Below are 16,557 nucleotides of genomic sequence, written 5' to 3'. Positions count from 1 at the left end.
GCGGCAAGGTGGCCTCGGTGTCGCTCGCTTCTCCGGATGGGCCTCGGCGGGTGAGTTCGTTGTCCTGCAAGCGTTTCTACACGGCTGCCGGGCAGGGGCTGTGCCTCGCGGACGGGTCCGGGCCGATCCCCGGTGCGACGGCGGTGTTCGTCGATCGGGCGTTGGCCGAGCAGCGCCGGGTGGAGGTGGCCGGCGTGCCGAACCGGGCGAAACTGTCCGCGGACGGGCGGATGGCGTCGTGGACGACGTTCGTGACCGGCGACTCGTACGCGCAGTCCGGCACGTTCTCGACCCGCACCGCGATCTTCGACCAGCAGACCGAGGTCTACTCCAGCAACATCGAGGGCACGCGGGTCGCCGGCATGAAGATGACCAACGACATGAACTTCTGGGGAGTCACCTTCACCCCGGACGACCGCACCTACTACGCGACGCTCAGCGCGGCCGGGAAGACGTACCTGATCGAGGGCGACGCGGTGGACGAGTCAGCGAAGACGTTGCGGGAGAACGTCGAATGCCCGTCGCTGTCCCCGGACGGCAAGCGCGTGGCGTTCAAGAAGCGCGTGTCCGGCGACGGCGCACGGCCGTGGCGCGAGCATGTGCTGGACCTGACCACGATGGTGGAGACACCGCTGGCCGAGACCCGTGGGATCGACGACCAGGTCGTGTGGCTCGACAACGACACCATCGCCTACGGCCTGCCGGGAGAGGGCATCTGGGCCGTGCAAGCGAACGGGGAGGGCGCGCCGCGGCAACTGGTGCCGCACGCGTCCTCCCCGTCGGTTGTCTTCAGCCCAAAATGATCTAACGCTGTGCGCGGTTGATCGCGGAGACGATCGCGCGGAACGAGGCCGCGACCGTCGAGCTGTCGATGCCGACGCCCCACAGCACGCGGTCGCCCACCGCGCACTCGAGGTAGGCGGCCGCGCGGGCGTCGTCACCGGCGGACAGCGCGTGCTCGGCGTAGTCCATGACCCGCACGTCGTAACCCACCGACGCGAGCGCGTCGACGAACGCGGCGATCGGCCCGTTGCCCGAACCCGTGATCTCCTGCTGCTCGCCGTCGATCAGCAGCGTCGCGGTGATCTCCTCGTGACCGCTGCCGTCCGACGACGCCTTGTGCTTGAGCAGGTACAGCGGCACCTTGCCGTGCAGGTACTCCTCCGCGAAGGCGTCCCACATCTCCTTCGGGTTGATCTCGCCGCCCTGCGTGTCGGTGACCTCCTGGATCACCTTCGAGAACTCGATCTGCAGGCGCCGCGGCAGGTCCAGGTGGTGCTCCTGCTTCATCAGGTAGGCCACGCCGCCCTTGCCGGACTGCGAGTTGACCCGGATGACGGCCTCGTAGTTGCGGCCGACGTCCTTCGGGTCGATCGGCAGGTACGGGACCTCCCACGGGAAGTCGTCGACGTGCTGACCCGCGTCCTTGGCGTCCGCTTCGAGGGCTTCGAAGCCCTTCTTGATGGCGTCCTGGTGGGAGCCGGAGAACGCGGTGAAGACCAGGTCGCCGCCGTACGGGTGCCGCTCGGCGACCGGCAGCTGGTTGCAGTACTCGACCGTCCGGCGGATCTCGTCGATGTCGCTGAAGTCGATCTGCGGGTCGATGCCCTGGCTGAACATGTTCATGGCCAGCGTGACCAGGCAGACGTTGCCGGTGCGCTCACCGTTGCCGAACAGACAGCCCTCGATCCGGTCCGCGCCGGCCAGGTAGCCCAGCTCGGCCGCCGCCACGCCGGTGCCGCGGTCGTTGTGCGGGTGCAGGCTCAGGATGATGCTGTCGCGGCTGGCCAGGTTCCTGGACATCCACTCGATGCTGTCCGCGTAGACGTTCGGGGTGGCCATCTCGACGGTGGCCGGCAGGTTGATGATCAGCGGCTTTTCCGGCGTCGGCTGGATGATCGCGGTGACGGCGTTGCAGACGTCGAGGGCGTAGGTCAGCTCGGTGCCGGTGTAGGACTCGGGGGAGTACTCGTACCGGAAGTCCGTCTCCGGGTAGTCCTGCTCTTGCTGCTTCGCGAACTTCGCTGCGTCGACGGCGATCTTCTTGATGCCTTCGCGGTCGGAGCGGAAGACGACGCGGCGCTGGAGGATCGACGTCGAGTTGTAGAAGTGGACGATCGCCTTGTTGGCTCCGCGGAGGGACTCGAAGGTCCTGGCGATCAGCTCTTCACGGCACTGGGTCAGGACCTGGATCGTGACGTCGTCCGGGATGGCGCCGTCTTCGATGATTTCCCTGACGAAGTCGAAGTCGGTCTGGGAGGCGGCCGGGAAGCCTACTTCGATCTCCTTGAAGCCCATGCGGACCAGCAGGTCGAACATCTTGCGCTTGCGGGCCGGGGACATCGGGTCGATCAGGGCCTGGTTGCCGTCTCGCAGGTCCACCGCGCACCAGAGGGGGGCCTTCGTCGCCCGCTTGGTCGGCCAGGTGCGGTCGGGGACGTCGATGACCTCTACTACCTCGTGGAACGGGCGGTAGCGGTGGAAGGGCATGCTGCTGCCGAGTTGGTGGTTCCAGGTCGGCTGGGAGTCAGGGGCCGGGCGCGCTGGCTGGCGGATTCGGCTGGTTCCTGAGGTGTAGGCGTCGGGGGAAGTCATGGTTTTTGCTCCGGTGCGGGTCGTTTGATGGGAACGACCGGCGGCAACGCTGAGTCCCGCGACGGGGGGCCGGTCTGATCAGACCCCGTCACGGCAGCGAAGCAGGAGGGAACGCCACACGTCGGACAGAGTAGCCACAGTTCGGTTGAAGATGGAACTGGAGGCCCGGATCGTGGGATGTGGTCACGGGCTGTCACGGAGCGTGAGCGTCGGCGCCGGTGGGTGCATGTCAAGGTGCATGCACAAGTTTTGTGGTGCGTGAATCCGGGAATCGTTCACGTATGTCCAGATTACGTACGACTAGTGGCCGCGGCACGGCTTCACGCGTGATCAGCGGCATCGGTGCGCTTTTTGCCCTGATCGAGATCCTCTACATCCTGATGATCGTGCTTGGCGCCAACACCGCCAACGGGTTCTTCAGGTTCATCCAGTCCCTGGCTGAGCCTCTCGCCCTGTTCTTCCCCGGGCTCTTCCAGACTGGCAACTACAACGTCGACGTGTTCCTGAATTACGGTCTGGCCGCCGTGTTCTGGCTGGTCGTGACTGGGCTGCTCGCGCGTGCGGTGTCACGCTACTGAGTAGTAGATTCCCGGCCTATGCGTACGCGGGTGGTCGGGATCGCCGCTGGACTTGTCAGTTGGGTCGGCCTCGCGCTGGCGGTCGTGCTCGTCGTTCACGTCGTGCTCACCGTCGGCGGGGCCAACCCTGACAACCCCATCACCAGTACGGTCAAGGCGGTGGCGGAGCCTGTTGCGTTGGCGTTCAGGGACCTTTTTGAGCCTGGAGACGCCAAGCTTCGGGTGATTGTCAACTTTGGGCTGGCCGCGTTGTTCTGGCTGGCCGTTCGAGCGATCGTCCTTAAGCTCGTCAGGCGCCTCAACTAGGTTCGTTGGCATGGCGCGCGACGACTTTTGCAGCAGCTGTGGCACTCAGTACGCAGACACGTCCGGGTACCCGCGCAGGTGCGGCAGCTGTGGGCACATGGTGTGGGACAACCCGTCGCCCGTTGTCGTGTTGTTGGTGCCGGTCAAGGACGGGGCGCGGACCGGGTTGCTCACGGTGCGTCGGGCCATTCCGCCGGTGGGGCAGTTGGCGTTCGTCAGTGGGTTCATGGACCGCGGGGAGTCCTGGCAGCAGAGTGCGGCGCGGGAGCTTGAAGAGGAAGCCAACGTGCGGGTTGAGCCGGATGAGTTGCGGCCGTTGCACTTCGTGTCCACGCCGGACGGGGCGACTGTGTTGATGTTCGCCGCTGCGCCGGTGATCGATGTTGAGGACCTGCCGCCGTTCGTGCCGAATGACGAGGCGTCTGAGCGCAAGGTCATCTTTGAGCGGGAGCCGTTGGCGTTTCCGCTGCACGACGAGGTTGCGTCACGGTACTTCTCAGCCGAACAGTGACTGGCCCCAGGTGCCGGTGAAGGCGGTTTCGGAGAGCGGGTGGCGTCGGCGTTCGCGCTGTTCGCGGGCTTGAAGGTCCTCGGGGAGGTCCGTCAGGTCGCCCTGGTGTCCTAGGGCCATGACGACCAGCGGGCGTACGTCTTCGGGCATGTTGAACGTGGTGTGGGCGGCCGTCTTGTCGAAGCCGCCCATCATGTGTGCGATCAGGCCCAGGTCCACGGCTTGCAGGGCGATGTTCTCCATCGCCAGACCCAGGCCGAACTCGATGTTGGGCAGGTCGCCGCGGGAGTCCTGCGTGATCACGCAGCCGATCAGGAGCGCCGAGGCGCGGAAGGCCCAGGTCTTGTTGCCCGGGCGGAGGGTTTCGAAGATCGCGTCGAACGTCGGGGTGCCGCGTTTGCCCACGACGAAGCGGGCGGGCTGGCTGTTGCCGTGGGACGGTGCCCAGCGGGCCGCTTCCAGCAGGACGCGCAGCTCGTCGTCGGAGATGGTGGCGTCGGCGTCGAAGGCGCGGGGGCTGCGGCGCTTCGAGATCAGCTCGTTCATCAGATCGCATACTGCCAAACGGCGAGGGCGTTGGCGCCGAACCAGGCGCTGAACAGGGTTGCCAGGCCCAGCACGGTGAGGACCGTGGAGGGCTTGCGGCGGGCCAGGACCAGGGCCAGGGGGAGCAGCAGCGTGAACGCGGGCAGCAGCAGGCGGGCCTTGGAGTTCATCAGGCCGTTCGAGCCGATGTCCATGACCAGCACGCCGATGCCGTAGACGATCAGCGGCCACTCCAGGCGGCGCTGGAAGGCGTAAACGACCAGGACGACCGCGAGCACGAGCAGCCAGACCGTGCCGGTTTCGAGTTCGGAGCGCGGGTTGCCGAGGTGTTCGAAGGCGAAATCCAGGGTCGCGCCGCCGCCGTCGAACTTCGAGCCCCAGCCGCGTTGCTGCACGCCGAACCAGCCGGCCAGGTCGCCGGTGCGCACTGCGACCCAGCCCAGGTAGCCGAGCAGGCCCAGCGGTGCGACCAGGCCGCCTGCCCAGGCTCGCCAGTCGCGGCGGTCGGCGATCACCGCTACCAGGGCCGCCAGACAGACCGCCGCGATCAGCGCCGCGGCGGTGGGGCGGACGAGGCCGGCCGCGGCGCAGCACACGCCGGCGAGGATCCAGCGCTTCTTCACCACGCCGACCAGCGCCCACGCGGCGAACGCGCAGAACGTGGCCTCGGAGTAGGTCATCGAGAGGACGACGGCCATCGGGGACGCGGCGAACAGCGTCACGAAGATCAGGCCGGCCCTGGTCGAGCCGTCGCGCACCGCACGGCCGAGCACGAACAGGCCGTAAGTGCAGAACAGACCGCTGATCAGGCTCACCGCGAAGGCGGCGCCCACCGCGTCCACGCCCGGCAGGCCGTCGACCCACCTGATCAGGGCGGGGTAGCCGGGGAAGAACGCCAGCGGGGTCTCGGCCGAACGCCTGCCGGCCGCGTCGGTCAGGCGCAGCGGCACGTCGTTGTAGCCGCCGGTGGCGATGCCGAGGAACCACTCGCCGTCCCACGACTTGAGGTTGTCGACGGCGGTGTCGGCCTTGCCGTGGATCTTGTTCTGGTACTCGACGACGAGCTGCAGGACGAAGAGGCCCACCTGGCGAACGAACAGGTAGATGAGGGCGGGAGCCGTCCAGCGCGCGGCCGGGTGTCTGAACGCCTCGGCAAACCGTGAGGGTGCATTGCTCTCATGCACGGCTGCTGGGGCCTCCACGACATCGGCGGTCGACGACACCCGGACAGAGTAGTCACGCGCGTCACGGCTCCAGAGTCTCACCAGGTGGTCCGGGTAGGCTGCCTACGACGTGCAGTTTTAGTCGCGTGAAGGAGGTTGGGTCGGTGGCGCTCGTCGTCCAGAAGTACGGCGGTTCATCGGTTGGGAGTGCCGAGCGGATCAAACGCGTGGCCGAGCGCATCGTCGCGACCAAAAAGGCGGGGAACGACGTCGTGGTCGTCGTGTCCGCCATGGGTGACACGACCGACGAGCTGCTCGACCTCGCCCGCCAGGTGTCCCCGGTGCCGCCCGCACGTGAGCTCGACATGCTCCTCACCTCGGGTGAGCGGATCTCGATGTCGCTGCTCGCGATGGCCATCAACTCACTCGGTGCCGAGGCTCGCTCCTACACGGGCTCGCAGGCAGGCGTGATCACGACCTCGGTGCACGGCAAAGCCCGCATCATCGACGTGACGCCGAGCCGGATCCAGGACGCGACGTCCGAGGGGGCCATCGCGATCGTCGCGGGCTTCCAGGGCGTGTCGCAGGACTCCAAGGAGATCACCACGCTCGGCCGTGGCGGCAGCGACACCACCGCGGTGGCGCTCGCGGCCGCGACGAAAGCCGACGTGTGCGAGATCTACACCGACGTGGACGGCGTCTACACCGCCGACCCGCGCATCGTGCCGAACGCGAAGAAGCTCGACACGATCACATACGAGGAAATGCTCGAGATGGCCGCGTGTGGCGCCAAGGTGCTGATGCTCCGCTGTGTGGAGTACGCCCGCCGCTACAACGTGCCCGTGCATGTCCGCTCTTCGTTCAGCAACAAGACCGGAACCATCGTGTCCGGTTCAGTGGAGGACCTTCACGTGGAACAGGCGATGATCACCGGCGTCGCGCACGACCGGTCTGAAGCCAAGATCACTGTCACCGCCGTGCCGGACCACCCCGGCATCGCCGCCAAGATCTTCCGGGTCGTGGCGCAGGCCGAGCTCGACATCGACATGGTCGTGCAGAACGTCTCGCAGGCCGCGTCGGGCCGCACCGACATCACGTTCACGCTGGCCAAGGTCGACGGCCCGCGCGCGGTGGCGGCGCTGGAGAAGGCCCGTGGCGAGATCGGGTTCGACCAGGTCCTGTACGACGAGCACGTCGGCAAGGTGTCGCTGATCGGCGCGGGCATGCGCTCGCACCCCGGCGTCACGGCGACGTTCTGCGAGGCGCTGGCCACGGCCGGCGTCAACATCGACATCATCTCCACCTCGGAGATCCGCATCTCGGTCATCTGCCGCGACACCCAGCTCGACGACGCCGTGCGCGCCCTGCACGACGCGTTCGACCTGGGCACCGACGAAGAGGCCGTCGTTTACGCAGGGACTGGACGATGACCGCCCCCGTACTCGCGCTGGTGGGCGCGACCGGTGCCGTGGGCACCGTGATGATCGACATCATGAACACCCGCTCCGACTTCCCGTGGGGCGAGGTCCGGCTGATCGCGTCGCCGCGCTCGGCGGGCAAGAAGATCAACGTGCGCGGCCAGGAGCTGACGGTCATCGCGCTCTCGCCCGAGGCGTTCGACGGCGTGGACATCGCGATGTTCGACGTGCCGGACGAGGTCTCGGCCGAGTGGGCCCCGATCGCCGCCGAGCGCGGTGCGGTCGCGATCGACAACTCCGGCGCGTTCCGGATGGACGCGGACGTGCCGCTGGTCGTGCCCGAGGTCAACGCGGACCAGATCAACAACCGCCCGCGCGGCATCATCTCGAACCCGAACTGCACGACGCTGTCGATGATGGCGTCGCTCGGTGCCCTGCACCGCGAGTTCGAGCTGAAGGAACTGGTCGTGGCCTCCTACCAGGCCGCGTCCGGTGCCGGTCAGTCCGGCATCGACCGCCTCTACGCCGAGATCAGCGCGCTGGCCGGCAAGGAGGCCGGGGTCGTCGCGGGTGACGTGGCCGAGGTGCTCACCGCCGCCGGTCTGTCCGCCGACGACTCGCCGTTCCCGGCTCCGCTGGTGCTGAACGTGGTGCCGTGGGCCGGTTCGCTCAAGGACGACGGCTGGTCGTCGGAGGAGCTGAAGGTCCGCAACGAGGCCCGCAAGATCCTCGGCATCCCGGACCTGAAGGTCTCCGCCACCTGCGTGCGCGTCCCGGTCGTCACCACCCACTCGCTGTCGGTCCACGCGACGTTCGCGCGCGAGGTCACGGTCGAGGCGGCGCACAAGATCTTCGAAGAGCAGCCGACCATCGTCCTGATCGACGACCCGGCCGCGAAGAAGTTCCCGACGCCCGCCGACGTGGTGGGCGGCGACCCGACGTACGTCGGCCGCGTGCGCCAGGCGCTGGACTTCCCGAACACGCTGGACTTCTTCGTGTGCGGTGACAACCTGCGCAAGGGTGCCGCGCTGAACACCTACGAGGTCGCGGAAGAGCTCGCGAAGCGACTCTGATCTCACCTCCTGTCGCCGTCCGGCCCGGTAGGGTCGGACGGCGATGGGGGAGATCAAGTGGATCAGGCCGCCCCGGCTCAGTCAGGTCGTGGCCGCCTATCAGGGATTCGCACACGGCGCGGGTGTCCGAACAGGACTGATCGACCAGCTGCTGGTGTGCTCGGCGGAGAAGCCGGCCGACGCGCTGGCGGAGTGGGCGAAGCAGCCCGCGGTGCAACCGGATCTGGTGTCCCGGCGGGCCGCGCTCGACCAGGTGCCGATCAGGCACACCAACACCGGTTTCCGTTCGCAGGGGCCGGGCGCGCTGATCTGGGCACTGCCCGCGGCCGTGCAACGCCTGGAACGCGACCGGATCGCCGAACTCGTCGCGATCACCCACGGCCCGGACTCACCCGCCGTCGACGCGGTGGTCCTGCTCGCCGAACACCTCTTCGAGCCGGAGAAGCTCGATCCACCGGACGCCGACCCGTCGACCGCGGCGGGTGCGTTGGCGCTGGCCGTTCGTGGTGAAGGACGTGGCGTGGCACGGGCCATCGCCGGCGCGCTGAAGGGCGGGCCCGAGCACGACGTCCGGCAGGTCGCCGAAGAGTTGTACCGGAGGTCCTGGTGAGTCCGGAGGAAGCGCTCGCGATCGCGGAGAAGTGGGTCGCGGAGCACAAGGGACCCGAGTACCGCGTCGATCCCGGCGGTGTGCACCAGACGGTCAACGGCTGGGACGTCGGCTTCGACGTGCCCGGCGAGGACGGTGTCGTCCGGGCGAGCGGCAAGTGGGCGAAGCACGGCGTCGAGGTGCACGTGCTCGGCACCTGCACCGAACTCGCCGACGGCAGCGCGGTCGTGCAGCCGCGGCCGTGGAAGCCGTTCTACGACCCCGAGTTCCTGCCGATCCACGGCATGACCAGCGACCCGAAGTTCCCCGCCGTCGTCGGCTGGCTGTCCGCGGCGGGTGACGAGTCGCAGCCCAACCCGGCGCACGTGCCGCGGCAGGGCCCGAAGCCCGCGAGCCCGATCGAGCGCCTGCTGAGCTACGTCGAGAGCGGCTGGCTTCCCGCCGATCTCATCGCGCACAACGCGATGCACTGCGAGGTGCTGATCCCGGGAGAGGCGTCGATCAAGGCCTTCGACTACCCGGACACGCTCGAGGTCTACTCCGCGGAAGACCTGCTGCCAGAGGGAACGGTGCTGTGGCACCGCATCTCGCTCAACATGTTCGTCACCCAGATCATGGGGCGTGACTTCCGCGGCCAGCGCCCGACCCACCTGCACCTCAACCCGGGGCAGCGCTACGACACGAAGTTCAAGAGCTGGGACCTCTACGAAGACAGCTCCCAGCACCTGCGGATGTGCGGCTGCGGCCACCGCGGTCACGCGGGCACGTTCGTCGAGGTGCGGTCGCCCTGGGTGAGCCAGCCGGACTTCGAGGCGCTGAAGCGCATCGTGAGTGCCGGCCACACCAACGCCGTGCCGGTGCGGACCATCAAGATCGAGTTCACACTCGGTCTCGACGACCAGGGCCGCAGGTTCGTCGTGCGGGAGCAGCCCGAGCACAAGCCGAGGTTCGACACCGGCAAGCTGCGCGGCTGCCTGATCGGCGGCGCCATCGGTGACGCGTTGGGCGCCAACACCGAGAACCTGCCGATGGAGGTCGTCTACGAGAGGTGCGGCCCGGACGGCGTGACGGACCTGCCCGAGGACGCCGCCATCACCGACGACACGCAGATGACGCTGTTCACCTTCGAAGCGATGATCAGGGCGCACGTCAGCGAGCGGATCAACGGCAACGCGAACTTCGACAACATCGTGCAGCACGCCTACCAACGGTGGCTGCACACGCAGAAAACACCGTGGGCCAAGGCTCGCGGCACTCTGTCCACATTGGACGAACCGGACGGCTGGCTCATCACGCACCAGGACCTGTTCCGGATGCGCGCACCCGGCCTCACCTGCACGAGCGCGTTGCAGGAGTTCGCCAGGACCGGTGTGGCGAGCACGGCCGAGCAGCCCGTCAACAACTCCAAGGGCTGCGGCGGTGTCATGCGCGTGGCTCCGATCGCTTGGTACGCCGAGAATGCGTACGCCGCGTTCTATCAAGCGACGAAAGCGGCCGCACTCACACACGGACACCCGAGCGGGTACCTGTCCGCGGGTGTGTTCGCGGTGCTTGTGCAGGAAGCGTTGCAGGGCAAGGGTTTGCTCGACGGGGTCGAGGCCGCGCTGCAGTCCCTGCCGCGGTGGGAGGGGCACGAGGAGGTCGTCGCCGGCATCGAGCACGCGATCGAACTCGCCGCGCTGGGAGACCCGAGCGTCGCGCGGGTCGAGGAACTGGGCCGCGGCGGCGTCGGCGACACCGCCCTCGCGATCGCGTTGTACTCGGCGCTGGTCACCGACGATCCGAACGAGGCGTTGCTGATCTCGGTGAACCACGGCGGCGACAGCGACTCGACGGCGTCCATGTGCGGCAACCTCGTCGGCGCGCTGCACGGCGTGGACAAGCTTCGCCCGGACTGGGTCGAGCGGGTCCAGTTCCGGGACGTGATCGACCAGATGATCAGCGACTGGGAGACCGAGACCGGACCCAACCCGCCGGTGGCACAGGAGTGGTTGGACCGCTACCCGCCCTCCTAGGCTGCACGGCATGGCGGAGAGCGACGAGCAGTACGACGCGCTGGGTGCGATCTACGAGCGTGCCAAGCACATCCCGACCGGACTGGCCGAGCGCGCGACACTGCTGTCGGCGGTGGGTGACCTGCTCGGCAAGTCCGTGCTGGACGTGGCCTGCGGCACCGGCTTCTACGCGCGGCTCTTCCGCGACCTGGGCGCGGCGAACGTGGTGGGCGTCGACTCGGCCGGCGAGATGATCGGCTACGCCCGTCACGTCGAGAAACGCGAATGGCGCGGCATCACCTACCAGCAGCACGACGCGACCACCCTGCCGGTGCTCGGCGAGTTCGACGTGGTGACCGCGATCTGGCTGCTCGGCTACGCGGAGGACGTGCCCGCGCTCGACGCGATGATCGGCAATCTCACCGCGAACCTCGTGCCCGGCGGCCGACTCGTCGTGCTCGTGCCGAACCCGGAACCGGACTGGGAGCTGTACGCGCAGTACGGCCGCTACGGCTACGAGATCACCCCGACCGGCCCGATGAACCTGAAGCAGCCGGTCAGGGTGCACGTCCTCGGCGACCCGCCGTTCGACTTCGACTCCTTCTACTGGGAGCGTGGCGTGTTCGACGGCGCGCTCACCCGTGCGGGCCTGACGGAGGTCACCCGCCAGCCGGTCGTGGTGCCGGACGAAGAGGAGTCCTGGGACGCGCTGCTGCAGTGCCCGAGCTTCGGCGTGTTCACCGCTGTGCGGGGCAACGCATGATCGTTCTGGCGGTCGATCTCGGCACGACGGCCACGAAGGTCGTCGCGGTCGACGCGCAGGCACGGGTGGTGGCCTCGACCGAACGCGGCTACCCGATGCGCACGAGCGGTCTGGAAGCCACGCATGATCCGCAGCAGGTCCTGAACGCCGCTCTGGACGCGTTGGCTGAACTGGCCTCGGACGACGTCCGCGCCATCGCGTTGACCGGCGCCATGCACTCGATCATGGGTCTCGACAGCGATCTTCGTCCGGTCACGGAAGCGTTGAGCTGGGCCGACAACCGCGCGGTGGAGCAGACCGAACGACTGCGGGGCACCGAGGAAGGCCGCGAGCTGCACCGCCAGACCGGCGCCCCGATCCACTCGTTCACGCCGCTGATGAAGCTCGCCTGGTTCCACGAGAACGGCGTCCGCGCCGCGAAGTGGTGCGAGATCAAGGACTTCGTGCACCTGCACCTCACCGGCGAGCTGATCAACGAGCACTCGTCCGGCTCGGGCACGGGCCTGATGAACGTCCACACGCTGCAGTGGCACGAACCCTCGCTGGAGTTCGCCGGCGTCACCGCGGACCAGCTCCCGCCACTCGTCGAACCCACGCACACCACGCCGCTGAAGGCCGAGATCCCGGGACTGCGTACGGGCATCCCGGTCGTCGTCGGCGGGGGTGACGGCCCGCTCGGCAACCTCGGCGTCGGCGCGGCCAGCCCAGGCGCCGGTGCGGTCTCGCTCGGCACGTCGGGTGCGCTCCGCGTGGCGCAGCAGGGGCCCGGGATCGACGACGAGGGCCGCACGTTCAGTTACGCCATCGCGGACGGCCTGTGGGTTCGCGGTGGGGCCATCAGCAACGGTGGCGTGGTGGCCCAGTGGGCCGCCGAGACGTTCGGCATCCCGGTCGGCGACCTGCTCGCCCAGGCCGAACACGCCGACTCCGACGGACTCGTCGCCCTGCCGTACCTGCTCGGCGAACGAGCGCCCTGGTGGGACCCGACCGCGCACGCCGCCCTGCTCGGACTGCGCCGCGAGCACACGCCACAGCAGATCACGAAAGCCCTGGTGGAGGGCGTGTGTCAGCAGCTCGCGCTGGTGCTGGACGCCGTGCCGCACGTCGACGAGTTGCGGATCACCGGCGGTGCCTTCCGCGCCCCGATCTGGGCTCAGACCCTGGCCAACACGCTCGGCATGCCGTTGCACCTCACCGAGGACAGCGGCGGCTCGGCCGTGGGCGCGGCGCTGCTGGCGTGGCGGGCGCTCGGCGAGATCGAGTCGCTGACCGTCGACCTCGTTCGGCCGACCCGGACGATCACGCCGGACGCCGGCGCCATCACGAGATATGCGACGGCACGACCGTTCGTGGCGAAGGCGTACCGGGCGCTGGAGGAGCTGTACAGCGAGGGCACCGGCCCCAGAACGTGACCTCGGCGCGTTCGACGTGGAAACCGGCGAGCTCGACCGCCGGCTCGAAGACGCAGTCGACGTCCTCGATCCGGCCGCATTCGCGACACACGAGGTGGTCCAGTGTTGCCACGGCCATCACCCTAGCCCTGCGATCTTGAACTAATCAAGAAAACGAAGGGTTAAACATATTGCGGTCCACGTGAGGATGGGGACGTGGATCTCGCCCCCTTCAAACACGTCCTCATGCTGCCCAGAGTTCGTCCGCTGGTACTGCTGATGTTCTTCGCGAGGATGCCTCCGGCGGCGACCGGCGTGATCCTGACGCTGCACGTCGCGGTCACCCTGGACAAGGGGTACGGCGCGGCGGGACTGGTGGGGGCGGCGGGCACGATCGGCATGGGGCTCGGCACTCCGCTGATGGGCAGGCTGATCGACCAGCGCGGTCTGCGCGCGATGCTCGCGGTCGGCGTCACGGCGTCTGCGGCGTTCTGGCTCACCGCACCGCTGATGGGCTACTGGACGCTGCTGGTCACCTCGTTCGGCGTCGGTCTGCTCGGCGTGCCGATGATGTTGATCGGCCGGCAGGTCATCACCGCTCTCGTGCCGGAGACCCGGCGCCGGGTCGCGCTGTCGGTCGACTCGATCTCGGTCGAGCTGTCCTACATGGGTGGACCGGCGCTCGGCGTGTTCGTCGCGACGAAGTTCTCCACGAACGCCGCATTGCTGTTCATCGGCGCCTCGATCCTGGTCGCGGGCATGTGGCTGTACTGGGCGAACCCACCGATGGTGCACGAGGACGAGGTCGTCGACGGGCCGCAACCGAAGATCGTCGAGTGGATGCGCGGCAGGATCGTCGGCGTCCTGGTCGTCTGCGTCGGTGCCACCGTGTGCCTCGGCGGCATGGAGGTCTCGGCGATCGCGTCGCTGGAGCACATCGGCAAGCAGAGCTGGCTGGGCGTGGTGTTCGTCGCGATGTGCGCGGCGTCGATCGTGGGCGGCCTGTTCTACGGCGGGGTGAAGCGGGTGCCCAGCGTGCTGGTGCTGCTGGTGTTCATGGCCGCCCTGGAGATTCCGGTGGGCCTCGGTGACGGCAACGTGCTCCTGCTGTGCCTGCTCCTGCTCCCGATGAACCTCATGTGCGCGCCGTTGATCGCGGCGTCGGGCGAGCACATCAGCAAGCTCGCGCCGGCGACCGCTCGCGGTTTGGCGCTCGGCCTGCAGGGCTCGGCGTTCACCGTCGGCAACGCGATCGGCCAGCCGCTCGCCGGTGTCGCGGTCGACCGCGGCGGCGCTCCGCTCGGGTTCGCGGTGGTCGGGGTGGCCGGGCTGCTGGTCGCGGGAGTTGCCTGGCTGCTGGCCCGGCAGAGCAAACCGGTTGCCACCGGGGTGACGATGGCATCGTGAATCTCGCCCCGTTCCGAACCGTCCTGGCGCTGCCAGGGGTACGTCCCCTGATGCTGCTGATGCTCTTCGCCAGGATTCCCCCGACGGCGGCGGGCGTCACGGTGACCCTGCACGTCGTCACCACGCTCGACAAGGGTTACGCGGCGGCCGGCACGGTCGGGTTCGCGACGATGATCGGCATCGGGCTCGGCTCGCCGCTGATGGGCAAGCTGATCGACAGCAAGGGCCTGCGGGTCACGCTGGCGCTCAGCCTGCTCGAAGGCGTGTTCTGGGTGACGGCGCCGCTGATGGACTACTACCTGCTGCTCGTCCTCGCGTTCGCCAACGGCCTGGTGGCGGTGCCGATGATGTCGATCGGCCGGCAGGCCCTGACCGCGCTGATCCCCGAACCGCAACGGCGGCCGGCGTTCTCGCTGGACTCGATCTCGGTCGAACTGTCGTTCATGGTCGGGCCCGCGGCGGGCGTGCTGATCGCGACGAAGTTCTCGTCCGGCACGGCGCTCATCGCGATCGGCGTGGCGATCCTGGTCGCGAGCGCGGTGCTGTTCGTGGTGAACCCGGCGCTGGTGCACGAGGACGAGGTGTCCGACGGCCCGCCGCCGAAGGTGAAGGAGTGGCTGCGCGGACCGGTGGTCGCGGCGTTGATCATCCCGTTCGGCGCCACGATGGCGTTGTCCGGCATGGAGATCGCCTCGATCGCCTCACTGGAGCGCGCGGGGGAGCAGAGCTGGCTCGGCCTGGTCTTCGTGGTGATGTGCGCCGCGTCCGCGTTCGGTGGCCTGATCTACGGCGGGTTGAAACGGGCACCGGGCGGCGTCGTGCTGCTGGCGGGCATGGCGCTGCTGGAGATCCCGGTCGGCCTCGGTGACGGCGACGTCCTGCTGCTGGCGCTCGCGCTGATCCCGATGAACCTGCTGTGCGCGCCGACCATCGCCGCCTCGACCGAGTTGATCAGCAGGCACGCGCCGGCGTCCGCACGAGGGCTCGCGCTCGGCCTGCAGGGCTCGGCCTTCACGTTCGGCGTCGCCGCGGGTCAGCCGCTCGCGGGGGTCGCAGTTGACCACAGCGGACCCCCGCTCGGCTTCGTCGTCGCCGGGCTGGCCGGACTGACGATCGCCGGCCTGGGCTGGGTGTTCTCCCGCCAGCGTCAGGCGGTCTCGCTCACGTCCTGAGCGGAGTTGGCCAGCGCGAAGCCGGTCCGGAGCGCGCCCACGGCTTCGGACACGGCCTCGCGGAAGATCCCGCCGATGCCGAGCACGTTCGCGAAGCCGTGGAACAGGCCTTCGTGCCTGCGCAGCACGACCGGCACGCCCTCGGCGGCCAGTCGTTCCGCGAAGGCCTCACCCTCGTCGCGCAACGGGTCGTAGCCCGCGGTCGCGATGTAGGTGGGCGGCAGGTTCGAGAGGTCCTCGGCGAGCATGATCGACAACCGCGGGTCGTGCCGGTCCTGGCCGCCGGCGCTGTACTGGTCGAGGAACCAGTCCATCTTCTCGTCGGTCAGGAAGAAGCCGTTGCCGAAGATCTCCCGCGACCGGCGGCGCACCGAGGCGTCCACGCCGGGGTAGAAGAGCAGCAGGAACGTGATGTCGACCTCGGCGTTGTGCGCGGTGACCGCGGCCAGGTTGCCGCCGGCGCTGTCGCCGCCGAGCGCGATCCGGTTCGCGTCGATCCCCAGGTCCTCGGCCTTGGCCACGGCGTAGCGCAGCACCTCGGCCGCGTCGTCGACCGCCGCCGGGAACGGGTGCTCTGGCGCGAGCCGGTAGTCGGCCGCCAGCACGCGCACACCGGCTTCCCTCGCGAGGAACCGGCACAGGTTGTCGTGGGTCTCCAGGCCTCCGGTGACCCAGCCGCCACCGTGGTAGAAGATCAACAACGGTGAGCCGGTCGCGAGGCCGTCCGGCGTGTAGAGACGGCCGGCGAACTCCCCGATCGTGAGCTCCCGTGCACCCACCCCGGTGATCTTGGGGCCGGCGACGAGCTTCGAGCTCAACTCCAGATCCAGTCGGCTCTCGGATGCTGACTTCGTGCGCCAGTCCGTTCCGGACAACTGCTGCAGCCTCAGCAGGAGCTGTGCTTCCGGGTGCAGGTACTGGCCGTCCAGGTAGATCGGGTTACCGGCGATGAGTCGGCGCAACGGGCCGGGGAGACCGAACGCGAAGCGCAGTGCACCGGCCAGTACGCCGGCCTGGAAGTTCGACATGT

15 protein-coding genes are annotated in these 16,557 nt (G+C 68.5%); 11 read left to right on the top strand and 4 right to left on the bottom strand.

Translation table 11 applies throughout. The annotated features are described in order from the left end of the window. Nucleotides 1–804: 804 nt before the first annotated feature. On the bottom strand, nucleotides 805–2,595 hold the full coding sequence (leuA, locus tag B0F77_RS39635) for a 2-isopropylmalate synthase (protein ID WP_086668207.1): 1,791 nt from the start codon (nucleotides 2,593–2,595) through the stop codon (nucleotides 805–807). 281 nt (nucleotides 2,596–2,876) lie between these two features. Between leuA and B0F77_RS39630 the strand changes: the two genes are divergently transcribed. The 3 genes from B0F77_RS39630 (at nucleotide 2,877) to B0F77_RS39620 (ending at nucleotide 3,990) form a co-directional block, all read left to right on the top strand. Then, entirely contained in the window at nucleotides 2,877–3,173 is a 297-nt protein-coding gene (locus tag B0F77_RS39630) for a hypothetical protein (RefSeq protein WP_086668206.1), read from the top strand. 18 nt (nucleotides 3,174–3,191) lie between these two features. Continuing rightward, nucleotides 3,192–3,479 carry a YggT family protein gene (locus tag B0F77_RS39625; protein ID WP_143467164.1) on the top strand — a complete coding sequence of 96 codons (288 nt, stop codon included), beginning with the start codon at nucleotides 3,192–3,194 and terminating at the stop codon, nucleotides 3,477–3,479. A gap of 97 nt (nucleotides 3,480–3,576) precedes the next feature. Further along, complete coding sequence (locus B0F77_RS39620) at nucleotides 3,577–3,990, top strand: NUDIX domain-containing protein (protein WP_158102951.1); 414 nt, start codon at nucleotides 3,577–3,579, stop codon at nucleotides 3,988–3,990. On the opposite strand, the gene B0F77_RS39615 is transcribed toward B0F77_RS39620, so the two are convergent. Further along, a complete protein-coding gene (locus tag B0F77_RS39615; RefSeq protein WP_086668203.1) occupies nucleotides 3,976–4,536 on the bottom strand; it encodes a nitroreductase family protein in 561 nt (186 codons plus the stop codon). The genes B0F77_RS39620 and B0F77_RS39615 overlap by 15 nt on opposite strands. Beyond that, on the bottom strand, nucleotides 4,536–5,621 hold the full coding sequence (locus B0F77_RS39610) for a hypothetical protein (protein ID WP_245849266.1): 1,086 nt from the start codon (nucleotides 5,619–5,621) through the stop codon (nucleotides 4,536–4,538). Before B0F77_RS39610 ends, B0F77_RS39615 begins: the two co-directional genes overlap by 1 nt. Before the next feature lie 242 nt (nucleotides 5,622–5,863). Here B0F77_RS39610 and B0F77_RS39605 point away from each other — a divergent pair, with 242 nt between their 5' ends. From B0F77_RS39605 to B0F77_RS39570, 8 genes are all read left to right on the top strand, one after another. After that, nucleotides 5,864–7,129, top strand: a complete 1,266-nt coding sequence (locus tag B0F77_RS39605) for an aspartate kinase (protein ID WP_086668202.1) — start codon at nucleotides 5,864–5,866, stop codon at nucleotides 7,127–7,129. Continuing rightward, a complete protein-coding gene (locus B0F77_RS39600; protein ID WP_086668201.1) occupies nucleotides 7,126–8,190 on the top strand; it encodes an aspartate-semialdehyde dehydrogenase in 1,065 nt (354 codons plus the stop codon). Before B0F77_RS39605 ends, B0F77_RS39600 begins: the two co-directional genes overlap by 4 nt. A gap of 43 nt (nucleotides 8,191–8,233) precedes the next feature. Next, nucleotides 8,234–8,800: a hypothetical protein gene (locus B0F77_RS39595; RefSeq protein ID WP_086668200.1), complete on the top strand. Its 567-nt coding sequence runs from the start codon at nucleotides 8,234–8,236 to the stop codon at nucleotides 8,798–8,800. Next, the gene (locus B0F77_RS39590; RefSeq protein ID WP_086668199.1) at nucleotides 8,797–10,815 is read left to right on the top strand and encodes an ADP-ribosylglycohydrolase family protein; all 2,019 of its coding nucleotides are present in this window, start codon (nucleotides 8,797–8,799) and stop codon (nucleotides 10,813–10,815) included. Before B0F77_RS39595 ends, B0F77_RS39590 begins: the two co-directional genes overlap by 4 nt. A gap of 10 nt (nucleotides 10,816–10,825) precedes the next feature. After that, nucleotides 10,826–11,557, top strand: coding sequence for a class I SAM-dependent methyltransferase (locus tag B0F77_RS39585; protein ID WP_086668198.1), 732 nt, complete (start codon nucleotides 10,826–10,828; stop codon nucleotides 11,555–11,557). After that, the gene (locus B0F77_RS39580) at nucleotides 11,554–12,969 is read left to right on the top strand and encodes a gluconokinase (RefSeq protein ID WP_086668197.1); all 1,416 of its coding nucleotides are present in this window, start codon (nucleotides 11,554–11,556) and stop codon (nucleotides 12,967–12,969) included. The genes B0F77_RS39585 and B0F77_RS39580 overlap by 4 nt, the downstream gene beginning before the upstream one ends. A 195-nt stretch (nucleotides 12,970–13,164) precedes the next feature. Further along, nucleotides 13,165–14,355 (top strand): MFS transporter, encoded by a 1,191-nt coding sequence (locus B0F77_RS39575; protein WP_086668196.1) that lies wholly within the window; start codon nucleotides 13,165–13,167, stop codon nucleotides 14,353–14,355. Then, on the top strand, nucleotides 14,352–15,527 hold the full coding sequence (locus tag B0F77_RS39570; RefSeq protein ID WP_086668195.1) for an MFS transporter: 1,176 nt from the start codon (nucleotides 14,352–14,354) through the stop codon (nucleotides 15,525–15,527). The genes B0F77_RS39575 and B0F77_RS39570 overlap by 4 nt, the downstream gene beginning before the upstream one ends. Here the strand turns inward: B0F77_RS39570 and B0F77_RS39565 are convergent. Beyond that, the gene (locus B0F77_RS39565; protein WP_086668194.1) at nucleotides 15,503–16,555 is read right to left on the bottom strand and encodes an alpha/beta hydrolase; all 1,053 of its coding nucleotides are present in this window, start codon (nucleotides 16,553–16,555) and stop codon (nucleotides 15,503–15,505) included. The genes B0F77_RS39570 and B0F77_RS39565 overlap by 25 nt on opposite strands. Nucleotides 16,556–16,557 lie beyond the last annotated feature (2 nt).

It is taken from the genome of Lentzea kentuckyensis, from assembly GCF_002150765.1.
GTDB classification, from domain to species: Bacteria; Actinomycetota; Actinomycetes; order Mycobacteriales; family Pseudonocardiaceae; genus Lentzea; species Lentzea kentuckyensis.
The sequence above is the reverse complement of the archived record's forward strand: the minus strand, read 5'-3'. Positions and strand labels throughout refer to the sequence as shown.

Bases quoted from the DNA above. Each gene is read 5' to 3' on its own strand.
- leuA (WP_086668207.1), bottom strand. From the start codon at position 2,595: ATGACTTCCCCCGACGCCTACACCTCAGGAACCAGCCGAATCCGCCAG.
- B0F77_RS39630 (WP_086668206.1), top strand. From the start codon at position 2,877: ATGTCCAGATTACGTACGACTAGTGGCCGCGGCACGGCTTCACGCGTG.
- B0F77_RS39625 (WP_143467164.1), top strand. From the start codon at position 3,192: ATGCGTACGCGGGTGGTCGGGATCGCCGCTGGACTTGTCAGTTGGGTC.
- B0F77_RS39620 (WP_158102951.1), top strand. From the start codon at position 3,577: ATGGTGTGGGACAACCCGTCGCCCGTTGTCGTGTTGTTGGTGCCGGTC.
- B0F77_RS39615 (WP_086668203.1), bottom strand. From the start codon at position 4,536: ATGAACGAGCTGATCTCGAAGCGCCGCAGCCCCCGCGCCTTCGACGCC.
- B0F77_RS39600 (WP_086668201.1), top strand. From the start codon at position 7,126: ATGACCGCCCCCGTACTCGCGCTGGTGGGCGCGACCGGTGCCGTGGGC.
- B0F77_RS39595 (WP_086668200.1), top strand. From the start codon at position 8,234: ATGGGGGAGATCAAGTGGATCAGGCCGCCCCGGCTCAGTCAGGTCGTG.
- B0F77_RS39585 (WP_086668198.1), top strand. From the start codon at position 10,826: ATGGCGGAGAGCGACGAGCAGTACGACGCGCTGGGTGCGATCTACGAG.
- B0F77_RS39580 (WP_086668197.1), top strand. From the start codon at position 11,554: ATGATCGTTCTGGCGGTCGATCTCGGCACGACGGCCACGAAGGTCGTC.
- B0F77_RS39565 (WP_086668194.1), bottom strand. From the start codon at position 16,555: ATGTCGAACTTCCAGGCCGGCGTACTGGCCGGTGCACTGCGCTTCGCG.